The 10,194-nt window shown below is 71.9% G+C and carries 9 protein-coding genes; 5 read left to right on the top strand and 4 right to left on the bottom strand.

What is annotated here, in order from left to right; all coding sequences use genetic code 11:
* Nucleotides 1-279 precede the first annotated feature (279 nt).
* From pknB to ACZ514_RS26045, 3 genes are all read left to right on the top strand, one after another.
* Nucleotides 280-2,187 (top strand): Stk1 family PASTA domain-containing Ser/Thr kinase, encoded by a 1,908-nt coding sequence (pknB, locus tag ACZ514_RS26055; protein ID WP_469125799.1) that lies wholly within the window; start codon nucleotides 280-282, stop codon nucleotides 2,185-2,187.
* A gap of 10 nt (nucleotides 2,188-2,197) precedes the next feature.
* Nucleotides 2,198-3,055 (top strand): deoxyribonuclease IV, encoded by an 858-nt coding sequence (locus tag ACZ514_RS26050; protein WP_468697855.1) that lies wholly within the window; start codon nucleotides 2,198-2,200, stop codon nucleotides 3,053-3,055.
* A gap of 101 nt (nucleotides 3,056-3,156) precedes the next feature.
* Nucleotides 3,157-3,711 (top strand): DUF4396 domain-containing protein, encoded by a 555-nt coding sequence (locus tag ACZ514_RS26045; RefSeq protein ID WP_469125798.1) that lies wholly within the window; start codon nucleotides 3,157-3,159, stop codon nucleotides 3,709-3,711.
* 63 nt (nucleotides 3,712-3,774) lie between these two features.
* On the opposite strand, the gene ACZ514_RS26040 is transcribed toward ACZ514_RS26045, so the two are convergent.
* Nucleotides 3,775-4,407: a sulfite oxidase-like oxidoreductase gene (locus ACZ514_RS26040; RefSeq protein ID WP_469125797.1), complete on the bottom strand. Its 633-nt coding sequence runs from the start codon at nucleotides 4,405-4,407 to the stop codon at nucleotides 3,775-3,777.
* Nucleotides 4,408-4,578: 171 nt separating this feature from the next.
* Between ACZ514_RS26040 and bfr the strand changes: the two genes are divergently transcribed.
* Nucleotides 4,579-5,055: a bacterioferritin gene (gene bfr, locus ACZ514_RS26035; RefSeq protein WP_030037303.1), complete on the top strand. Its 477-nt coding sequence runs from the start codon at nucleotides 4,579-4,581 to the stop codon at nucleotides 5,053-5,055.
* Between the two features lie 24 nt (nucleotides 5,056-5,079).
* Here the strand turns inward: bfr and ACZ514_RS26030 are convergent, their stop codons facing one another.
* Nucleotides 5,080-5,346: a (2Fe-2S)-binding protein gene (locus tag ACZ514_RS26030; RefSeq protein ID WP_469125796.1), complete on the bottom strand. Its 267-nt coding sequence runs from the start codon at nucleotides 5,344-5,346 to the stop codon at nucleotides 5,080-5,082.
* Between the two features lie 172 nt (nucleotides 5,347-5,518).
* Entirely contained in the window at nucleotides 5,519-6,883 is a 1,365-nt protein-coding gene (locus ACZ514_RS26025) for a class II 3-deoxy-7-phosphoheptulonate synthase (RefSeq protein ID WP_468166842.1), read from the bottom strand.
* A gap of 322 nt (nucleotides 6,884-7,205) precedes the next feature.
* Between ACZ514_RS26025 and ACZ514_RS26020 the strand changes: the two genes are divergently transcribed.
* The gene (locus ACZ514_RS26020) at nucleotides 7,206-9,206 is read left to right on the top strand and encodes an anthranilate synthase family protein (RefSeq protein WP_469125795.1); all 2,001 of its coding nucleotides are present in this window, start codon (nucleotides 7,206-7,208) and stop codon (nucleotides 9,204-9,206) included.
* On the opposite strand, the gene ACZ514_RS26015 is transcribed toward ACZ514_RS26020, so the two are convergent.
* Nucleotides 9,155-10,165, bottom strand: coding sequence for a 2-hydroxyacid dehydrogenase (locus ACZ514_RS26015; RefSeq protein WP_469125803.1), 1,011 nt, complete (start codon nucleotides 10,163-10,165; stop codon nucleotides 9,155-9,157). The genes ACZ514_RS26020 and ACZ514_RS26015 overlap by 52 nt on opposite strands.
* Between the last annotated feature and the right edge of the window lie 29 nt (nucleotides 10,166-10,194).

Here is a 10,194-nt window from a genome sequence, read left to right as displayed (position 1 = left end):
GGTCGCCGGAGGCGATCACGCAGTGACGCGACGAAGGAGCGCCCTTGACGGGCCGGCCCGACACGGAAGGACGATGGGACTGACGGGAAACCCCCGAACCAGCCCTGATGCCGCCCCGCCAAGACCCCGCCCCCGAAACCCCGCCCCCGCCCCCGAACCCCCGCCCCCGCCCCCGGCCGGGCCCGGTCCGCAGCCCGTCCCGCCCTGCTCATGTCACGGCTGCGCTGCAAGCGGGGGCACCCGGGACGGCTCAAACCCGCCGGCTCGTAGAATCGCCGGGTGGATACGACCCTGGATGACCCCCTCGTCGGGCGCGTGCTCGACGGCCGCTACCGCGTAGACGCCCGCATCGCGGCCGGCGGCATGGCAACGGTCTACCGGGCCGTCGACACCCGCCTCGACCGGGTCCTCGCGCTGAAGATCATGCACCCGGACCTCGCCGCCGACGCCGTCTTCGTCGACCGTTTCATCCGCGAGGCGAAGTCCGTGGCGCGCCTCGCCCACCCCAACGTGGTGGCCGTCTTCGACCAGGGCACGGACGGGCCGTACACCTACCTGGCCATGGAGTACGTCTCCGGCTGCACCCTGCGCGACGTCCTGCGCGAGCGCGGCGCGCTCCAGCCGCGGGCCGCGCTCGACGTCCTGGAACCGGTGCTCGCCGCCCTCGGCACCGCCCACCGGGCCGGGTTCGTCCACCGGGACATGAAGCCCGAGAACGTCCTGATCGGCGACGACGGCAGCGTCAAGGTCGCCGACTTCGGCCTGGTCCGGTCCGTGGACTCGGCCACCAACACCACCGGCTCGATCCTCGGCACCGTCTCCTACCTGGCGCCCGAGCAGATCGAGGACGGGGTCACCGACACCCGGGTCGACGTCTACGCGTGCGGTGTCGTCCTGTACGAGATGCTCACCGGCTCCAAGCCGCACACCGGCGGCACCGCCGCCCAGGTCCTCTACCAGCACCTCAACGAGGACGTCCCGCCCCCGTCCGCCGCCGTCCCCGGTCTGCCCGCCGCGCTCGACGAGCTGGTCGCGCACGCCGCCGCCCGCAGCCCGGAGCTTCGCCCGTACGACGCCGCGGCCCTGCTCGGCCTGGCCCGGGAGGCCCGGGCCGGGCTCAGCGAGGCCGAGCTGGACGCCGTACCGCCGCAGGCGCGGGCGCAGGAGCGGTCCGCCGCCGAGGACCGCACGAGCGTGATCCCGCGGCCGGTGGGGCAGGACCGGCCGGTGCTCCACACCTCCCGCCTGGAGCGGCCGCAGGCCCCGGAGCGGGCTCCGGCCGCCCCGCCCCGGCGGGCGCCGCGGCGCGGGATCGTCCTCGTCATCGCCGGGATCCTGCTCGCCCTCGGCCTCGGCGGCGGCGTCTGGTACATCAACTCCGGCCAGTTCACCAAGGTCCCGAACCTGCTCGGGAAGACGGAGGCGCAGGCCCGCGCGGAGCTGTCCGCGGCCGGCCTGGGCGTGAAGAAGGTCGACCGGAAGTTCAGCGAGGCCTTCGACCGGGGCACGGTCATGGAGACCAGCCCCGGGGGCGGCAAGCAGATCCGCGGCAACGACGCGGTCGTCATCGTCGTCTCGCGGGGCCCCGAGGTGGTGAGCGTGCCCGACCTCAAGGGCAGGCCGCTGGAAGCGGCCAAGGAGGAGCTGACGAAGGCGGGGCTGGCCCCCGGGATCGTCACCCAGGCCTTCAGCCAGGACGTCGCCCAGGGCTCGGTGATCAGCACCGACCCGGCGGGAGGCCAGAAGCGGGCCCCCGACACCGCGGTCGCGCTGCTGGTCAGCAAGGGCCGCCCCGTGCCGGTCCCGAGCGTCACCGGCAAGTCCGTCGACCAGGCCAGGGCCGCGCTGGAGGCACTCGGCCTGAAGGTGGAGACGGCCGCCGAACAGGTCAACTCCCCCTCCCCCGCCGGTACGGTGGCCAACCAGTCGGCCGCCGCCGGCACCCAGGCCGCCGCGGGCGACACGGTCACCCTGACCCTGTCCAAGGGCCCCCGCCAGGTGCAGGTCCCGGGCGTCACCGGCCAGGACGTGGACGTCGCCCGCAAGACCCTGGAGGCCCTGGGCTTCAAGGTGAAGGTGGAGCGCCCCTTCCTGTCCTTCAGCAGCACGGTGGACACCCAGTCGGTGCCCGCCGGCCAGAGCGCCCCCGAGGGCAGCACGATCACCGTCAAGACCAAGGGGCTGTGAGCCGCCCGTGATGCGCAATCCCGTGGGCGGGCACGTCCCCGTCGCCGGAGGCCTGGCTTCGGTCGGCCTCACCTACGCCCGGGAGATGGGCGCCGAGGCCGTCCAGGTCTTCGTCGCCAATCCCCGCGGCTGGGCCACCCCGACCGGCAACCCGGCGCAGGACGAGCTGTTCCGCGCCCGGTGCGCCGAGGAGTCGGTCCCGGCGTACGTGCACGCCCCGTACCTGATCAACTTCGGCTCCCACACCGCGGCGACCGTCGAGAAGTCGGTGGATTCGCTGCGGCACTCGCTGCGCCGGGCCCGGGAGATCGGCGCGCTCGGGGTGGTCGTGCACACCGGTTCGGCGACCGGGGGCCGGCCGCGCGAGGCCGCGTACGCGCAGGTCAGGGAGCACATGCTGCCGCTGCTGGACGAGCTGACGCACGAGGACGACCCCTTCCTGCTGCTGGAGTCCACGGCCGGGCAGGGCTCCTCCCTGTGCTCGCGCACCTGGGACTTCGGCCCCTACTTCGACGCCCTCGACCACCACCCGAAGCTCGGCATCTGCCTGGACACCTGCCACGTCTTCGCGGCCGGGCACGACCTGGCGGAGACCGGCGGTACCAAGCAGACGCTGGACCTGCTGGTGGAGACGGTGGGCGCGGGCCGGCTGAAGCTGATCCACGCCAACGACTCCAAGGAGGGCGTCGGCGCCCACAAGGACCGGCACGCCAACATCGGCCAGGGCCACATCGGCCGGGACGCCTTCGCCGAGCTGTTCTCGCACCCGGAGACGGACGGCGTACCGCTGATCATCGAGACGCCGGGCGGCAAGGAGGGGCACGCGGCCGACGTGGCGCTGCTGAAGGAGCTTCGCGACCTGCGCTGACACGCTGAAGATCTGTTGAGGAATACCCCTGGGGGGTATACGGTTCTGTCGTATCGACGGAACCGCCACCGGCGTTTTCCTCAAGCCTCCAGGGGGTTGTCATGGAGCACGCGCACCACGAGGACCACGACCACCAGCACGAAACCCGGCACGGAAGCCAGGGCAAGAGCCGGCACGAGGGACACCACGAGCACCACGAGCACCACGCCCACGGCGGTGGGGCCGGCTGGGGCATGGCGGCCCGGGCCACCCTGCACTGCCTGACCGGATGCGCCATCGGCGAGGTGCTCGGCATGGTCATCGGTACCGCGCTGAGCTGGGGGAACGTCCCGACCATGGTCCTGGCGATCGTCCTCGCCTTCTTCTTCGGCTACGCGCTCACCCTGCGCGGCATCCTCGCCGCCGGCGTGGACCTGCGTACGGCCGTCCGGGTGGCACTCGCCGCGGACACCCTGTCGATCGCCGTCATGGAGCTGGCCGACAACGGGGTGATCGCCCTGTGGCCGGGCGCCATGGACGCCCACCTCTCGGACCCGCTCTTCTGGACGGTGCTGGCGCTCTCGCTCGCCATCGCCTTCGTCCTGACCACCCCGGTCAACAAGTGGATGATCGGCCGCGGCAAGGGCCACGCGGTGGTCCACCGGTACCACCACTGACCCGCCCGGCCACCGCTACGGCTACGCCCACGGCCACGGCCACGCCCACAGCTTCGGCTGCGGCTACAGCTCCGGACCGTCGCCCGGTTCCTCCTGGTACGAGTAGCGCTGCTCGCGCCAGGGGTCGCCGATGTTGTGGTACCCGCGCTCCTCCCAGAAACCCCGGCGGTCGGCGGTCATGTACTCCACGCCACGGACCCACTTGGGGCCCTTCCAGGCGTACAGGTGCGGAACCACGAGCCGCAGCGGGAAACCGTGCTCGGCCGTCAGCAGTTCACCGCCCATGTGGGTGGCGAAGACGGTCCGGTCGGAGGCGAAGTCGGCCAGTCTCATGTTGGAGCTGAAGCCGTACTCGGCCCACACCATCACGTGCGTGACCTGCGGGGCCGGCGGCGCCAGGTCCAGTACGGTGCGCGCCAGCACGCCGCCCCATTCGGCGCCCGGCATGCTGAACTTGGTGACGCAGTGCAGGTCGGCCACGACCGATTCGAACGGCAGGGCCGCGAACTCCTCGTGCTTCCAGCAGTGCTTCTCACCGTCGGCGGTCGCGCCGAAGACGCGGAACTCCCAGCGGTCCGGCTTGAACTTGGGCACGGGACCGTAGTGGGTGACGGGCCAACCCCGCTGCAACCGCTGTCCCGGAGGCAGCTCGAGCTGCTCTACTCCCGGAGATTCCCGGCTTTCCGGCTGACCCATGCCTCCATGGTGACAGACGTGGCGGTGTGGTCACGACCAGGTACGACTCGATTCAGGCAAGTCCAGGCAACTCCCACTAAGGAGGCACTTACTGGACGCCTCAGGACGGCAGTGCAAGGATGCGCGCACTGCCCAGTCACTAGCTGACATTGCTTGGAAGGAGCCTCTGCGATGCAGGGCGACCCCGAGGTCCTCGAATTCCTCAACGAGCAGCTGACCGGCGAGCTCACGGCCATCAACCAGTACTGGCTGCACTACCGCATCCAGGACAACAAGGGATGGACGAAGCTCGCCAAGTACACGCGTGAAGAGTCCATCGATGAGATGAAGCACGCGGACAAGATCACCGAGCGCATCCTGATGCTCGACGGTCTGCCGAACTACCAGCGCCTCTTCCACGTGCGCGTCGGACAGACGATCACGGAGATGTTCCAGGCGGACCGGCAGGTCGAGGTCGAGGCGATCGACCGCCTCAAGCGCGGCATCGAGGTCATGCGCGGGAAGGGCGACATCACGTCCGCCCGCCTCTTCGAGGAGATCCTGGAGGACGAGGAGCACCACATCGACTACCTCGACACCCAGCTGGAACTCATCGAGTCCCTCGGCGAGGCGCTCTACATCGCCCAGCTCATCGAGCAGCCGAGCTAGCTCCCCCGGGACGGACCGCTGGCCTCAGGCGGCTTCGGCCAGTTCCGGCGCGGGCGCCGGCCCGGGGCCGGCGGTCAGGACGGCCGTGGCGTCGCCCTTCTCCAGCAGCTCCCGGCGGGGGCAGGCCCCGCGGCCGAGGATGCCCTGGATGGTGCGCACGCAGGAGCCGCAGTCGGTGCCGGCCTTGGTGGCCGAGGCGATCTGGCGGGGGGTGCAGGCCCCGGCGGCCGCGTGTTCCTTGACCTGCTTGTCGGTGATCCCGAAACAAGAGCAGACGTACACGCGGTTCACCTCCCTGGTGCGGAACGGTTCGGCAGGCCATCCCCGATTCGGTGAGGCTTACCTAACCGTACCCAAAGTTAGGGTGACCTAAAAGACCCGGGTACGGGGATGGGGCGCGGATCACATGGATCCGCGCCCCATCCTCGGAGGAAGCCACGTACTGATCGCGTGGCCGGCCGCTCTACTGGTCGCGGTACATCTCGGCGACCAGGAAGGCCAGGTCCAGCGACTGGCTGCGGTTGAGCCGCGGGTCGCAGGCCGTCTCGTAGCGCTGGTGCAGGTCGTCGACGAAGATCTCGTCGCCGCCGCCCACGCACTCGGTGACGTCGTCACCGGTGAGCTCGACGTGGATGCCGCCCGGGTGGGTGCCCAGCGCCTTGTGGACCTCGAAGAAGCCCTTGACCTCGTCCAGCACGTCGTCGAAACGGCGCGTCTTGTGCCCGGAGGCCGCCTCGAAGGTGTTGCCGTGCATCGGGTCGGTGACCCAGGCGACGGTCGCACCGGACGCGGTGACCTTCTCGACCAGCTCGGGGAGCTTGTCGCGGACCTTGTCGGCGCCCATGCGGACGACGAAGGTCAGCCGGCCCGGCTCGCGCTCCGGGTCCAGGCGGTCGATGTACGTCAGCGCCTCGTCGACCGAGGTGGTCGGGCCGAGCTTGATGCCGACCGGGTTGGCGATCTGCGAGCAGAACTCGATGTGCGCGTGGTCCAGCTGGCGAGTGCGCTCACCGATCCACACCATGTGGCCGGAGGTGTCGTACAGCTTGCCCGTACGCGAGTCCGTGCGGGTCAGCGCGCCCTCGTAGTCGAGCAGCAGCGCCTCGTGCGAGGAGTAGAACTCCACCGCCTTGAACTCGGCCGGGTCGGTGCCGCAGGCCTTCATGAAGTTCAGGGCGTTGTCGATCTCCCGCGCGAGCTGCTCGTAGCGCTGCCCGGAGGGGGAGGACTTCACGAAGTCCTGGTTCCAGGCGTGCACCTGGCGCAGGTCGGCGTAACCGCCCGTGGTGAAGGCGCGCACCAGGTTCAGCGTCGACGCCGACGCGTGGTACATGCGCTTGAGCCGCTCCGGGTCCGGGACGCGGGCCTCTTCGGTGAAGGCGAAGCCGTTGACCGAGTCGCCGCGGTACGTCGGCAGGGTGACGCCGTCGCGGGTCTCGGTGTCCTTGGAGCGCGGCTTGGAGTACTGGCCCGCGATGCGGCCGACCTTCACGACGGGCACGGAGGCCGCGTACGTCAGGACGGCACTCATCTGGAGCAGGGTCTTCAGCTTGGCGCGGATGTGGTCGGCGGAGACGGCGTCGAAGGCCTCGGCACAGTCGCCGCCCTGGAGCAGGAACGCCTCGCCCTTGGCGACGGCTCCCAGACGGGCGCGCAGCTGGTCGCACTCACCCGCGAAGACGAGCGGAGGATACGACTCGAGGTCCGCGACGACAGCGCGCAGGGCCTCGGCATCGGGGTACGAAGGCTGCTGCGCCGCGGGAAGGTCTCGCCAGGTCGCCTTGGCGGCGAGGGCGTGGTTTTCAGCGTTCACGGTCACCTCGTACACATTACGGCGTCGTCCGCGGTGTCCGGCCGGACGCCCACCTGGTGAGACGGTGTCGTTCGAAGGCCGTGGAGCCGCAGCAGAGCGGAATGCAAGGTTCATGTGCCGGAAAAGACGGGATGCGGCGGGAGGGCCGCCCGGTGGGCTAGGGTGCCCCCCATGTACGCGCATGCCGACCTGAACTGGTGGTGGCCCGCTCCCGGCGGCCCGCCCCTCTCGCGTACCCACTGACACGAGCGAAACGCAGGCCGCCCCCGGAGGGCGGCCTTTTCCATGTCCGGACACGGCCGTCCTCCCCTCCGACACCCCACCGGAAGGACGCCCCATGACCCACTCCGCACCCCGGCCCGATCTCGGCCTCGGCCGGCTCCTCGACGACACGGCCCCGCCCTTCGCGCTGCTGCGCCGGCGCACCCCGGGCCGCCGCCACGACACCGTCGAGGTGCTCATCGGCCCGGTCCACGAGGCCGCCCGCCTCGCCGACCTGCCCGTGCGCGAGCTCCCGACCCTCGCGCTCGTGCCGTTCCGGCAGATCCGCGAGCGCGGGTTCGACGTCCGCGACGACGGCACCCCGCTGGCCGTGCTGGCCGCCGAGGAGGCGTACGAGGTCCCGCTCGCCACCGCGCTGGCCGCGCTCCCCGGCCACCCCGTACGGGTGGAGGGCGGCGGCTTCGACGTCCCCGACGAGGAGTACGCGGCCACCGTCGAGCGGGTGGTCCGCGAGGAGATCGGCCGCGGCGAGGGCGCGAACTTCGTGATCCGGCGCACCTACGAGGGCCGCGTCGACGGCTTCGGCCGGGCCGACGCGCTGGCCCTGTTCCGGCGGCTGCTGGAGGACGAGCGGGGCGCGTACTGGACGTACGTGGTCCACACTCCGGACCGCACCCTGGTCGGGGCCAGCCCCGAGGTGCACGTGCGGATGTCCGGGGGCACGGTCGTGATGAACCCGATCAGCGGCACCTACCGCTACCCGGAGTCGGGCCCCACCGCCGAGTCCCTCCTCGCCTTCCTCGCCGACCGCAAGGAGACCGAGGAGCTGTCGATGGTCGTCGACGAGGAACTGAAGATGATGTGCACGGTCGGCGACATGGGCGGAGCCGTCGTCGGCCCGCGCCTCAAGGAGATGTCCCACCTCGCGCACACCGAGTACGAGCTGCGCGGACGCTCCTCGCTGGACGTCCGGGAGGTCCTGCGGGAGACCATGTTCGCGGCGACGGTGACGGGCTCGCCCGTGCAGAACGCCTGCCGGGTGATCGAGCGGTACGAGAGCGGCGGCCGCGGCTACTACGCGGGGGCGCTGGCGCTGCTCGGCCTGGACGCGGCCGGCGGCCAGACCCTGGACTCCCCCATCCTGATCCGCACCGCCGACATCAGCCCGGACGGGGTGCTGCGGGTACCGGTCGGGGCCACCCTGGTCCGGCACTCGGACCCGCTGGGCGAGGTGGCCGAGACCCACGCCAAGGCCGCCGGAGTGCTGGCGGCGCTGGGCGTACGGCCGGCCGCGCCCCGGCCGGCTCCCCGCGCCGGGGCGGGCGGGCTGGCCGACGATCCCCGGGTGCGGGCGGCCCTCGCCTCACGGCGGGCGGACCTGGCGCCGTTCTGGCTCCGCATGCAGGAGCGGCCCGCCGCCACGGGCGGGCACGCCCTGGTGGTCGACGCGGAGGACACCTTCACGGCGATGCTGGCCCACGTCCTGAGGACGGGGGGCCCGCGGGCGGCCGGGCTGGAGGTGACCGTACGCCGCTACGACGACCCCGGGCTGCGGGCCCTCGCCCTGGCCTGGGACGGCCCGGTCGTCCTCGGCCCCGGCCCGGGGAACCCGGCGGACGGCGCCGACCCGAAGATGCGGATGCTGGGCGCGCTGGCGCGGGACCTGCTCACCTCCCACCGCGGCGGGCTGCTGGGGGTGTGCCTCGGGCACGAGCTGATCGCGGCGGAGCTGGGGCTGCCGCTGGTGCGGAAGGCCGAGCCGGCGCAGGGCGCCCAGGTGACGGTCGACCTCTTCGGCACGCCGGAGACGGTGGGCTTCTACAACACGTACACCGCCGCCTGCGACGCCGGAGCGGAAGCCGAGCTCTCCGCACACGGGGTGGAGGTCTCCCGGGACCCGCTCACCGACGAGGTCCACGCCCTGCGCTGCGCGGACCGCGGCTTCGCGGGCGTCCAGTTCCACCCGGAGTCCGTGCTCACCCTGCGCGGCGCGGAGCTGCTGTCCGGCCTGGTCCGCGGGGTGACGGGGGCCGCCCGGCCGGTGCGGCCCGGGGCGGGCGCGGGTCAGGCCGGGTCCGGGACCAGGGTGTTCTCGGAGCGGCGGCCCGCCAGGTAGTCCGCCACGTTCCGGACGGTCGTCGCGATGATCTGTCCGACCGCGTCCTCGGTGTAGTACGCCTGGTGGCTGGTCACCAGCACGTTCGGGAAGGTGACCAGCCGGGCCAGAGTGTCGTCCGCGACGGCCTCCAGGGACCTGTCCGTGAAGAAGAGGCCGGCCTCCGCCTCGTACACGTCCAGACCCACCCCCGTGAAGCGGCCCGCCCGCAGCTCCGTGACCAGGGCCTCCGTGTCGATCAGCCCGCCCCGGCTGGAGTTCACCAGCACCGCGTCGTCCCGCATCGCCTTCAGGGCGGCCGCGTCCACGATGTGGTGCGTGGACTCCATCAGCGGCACGTGCAGGCTGATCAGGTCGGCTCCCGCGAACAGCTCGTCCTTGTCCACGTACCTCATGCCGAGCTCCACGCAGGCCGGGTTCGGCGCCAGGTCCCAGCCCAGCAGGTTCATCCCGAAGCCGTGGGCGATCCGGGTGAAGGCCTCGCCGATCCTGCCGGTGCCGAGGACGCCCGCCGTGCGTCCGCGCATGTCGCGGCCCATCAGCCCGTTCAGCCGGAAGTCGAAGTCCCGGGTGCGGTGGGAGGCGCGGACGATCCGCCGGTTCACCGCCAGGGCCAGGGCCCAGGCGAACTCGGCCACCGAGTACGGCGAGTAGGACGAGACCCTGCTGACGGTCAGCCCCAGCCGCCGGGCCGCGTCGAGGTCGATGTTGTTGAAGCCGGTCGAGCGCTGCGCGACCATCCGGGTGCCCCCGGCGGCCAGGATGCGCAGGACCCGGCCGCTCAGGTCGCCGTTGACGCTGGAGGAGACGACCTCGTACCCGGCGGCGATGGGGGCGGTGTCCTCGCTGAGGAAGACGTCGAGGCAGCGGACCTCGTGCGGCCCGTCGGCGTGTTCCCGGAAGGCGCGCTCCAGGAGCGGCTCCTCGTCGGCGGTCGCTCCGAAGGCCAGGATCTCCACGCTCGCTCCCCACAGGTCGGCCACGGGTC

It is taken from the genome of Streptomyces sp. NPDC034086, from assembly GCF_055575515.1.
The sequence above is the reverse complement of the archived record's forward strand: the minus strand, read 5'-3'. Positions and strand labels throughout refer to the sequence as shown.

Coding starts and splice junctions, on each gene's coding strand:
- bfr (WP_030037303.1), top strand. CDS start 4,579: ATGCAGGGCGACCCCGAGGTCCTCGAATTCCTCAACGAGCAGCTGACC.
- ACZ514_RS26050 (WP_468697855.1), top strand. CDS start 2,198: ATGCGCAATCCCGTGGGCGGGCACGTCCCCGTCGCCGGAGGCCTGGCT.
- ACZ514_RS26040 (WP_469125797.1), bottom strand. CDS start 4,407: ATGGGTCAGCCGGAAAGCCGGGAATCTCCGGGAGTAGAGCAGCTCGAG.
- ACZ514_RS26020 (WP_469125795.1), top strand. CDS start 7,206: ATGACCCACTCCGCACCCCGGCCCGATCTCGGCCTCGGCCGGCTCCTC.
- ACZ514_RS26045 (WP_469125798.1), top strand. CDS start 3,157: ATGGAGCACGCGCACCACGAGGACCACGACCACCAGCACGAAACCCGG.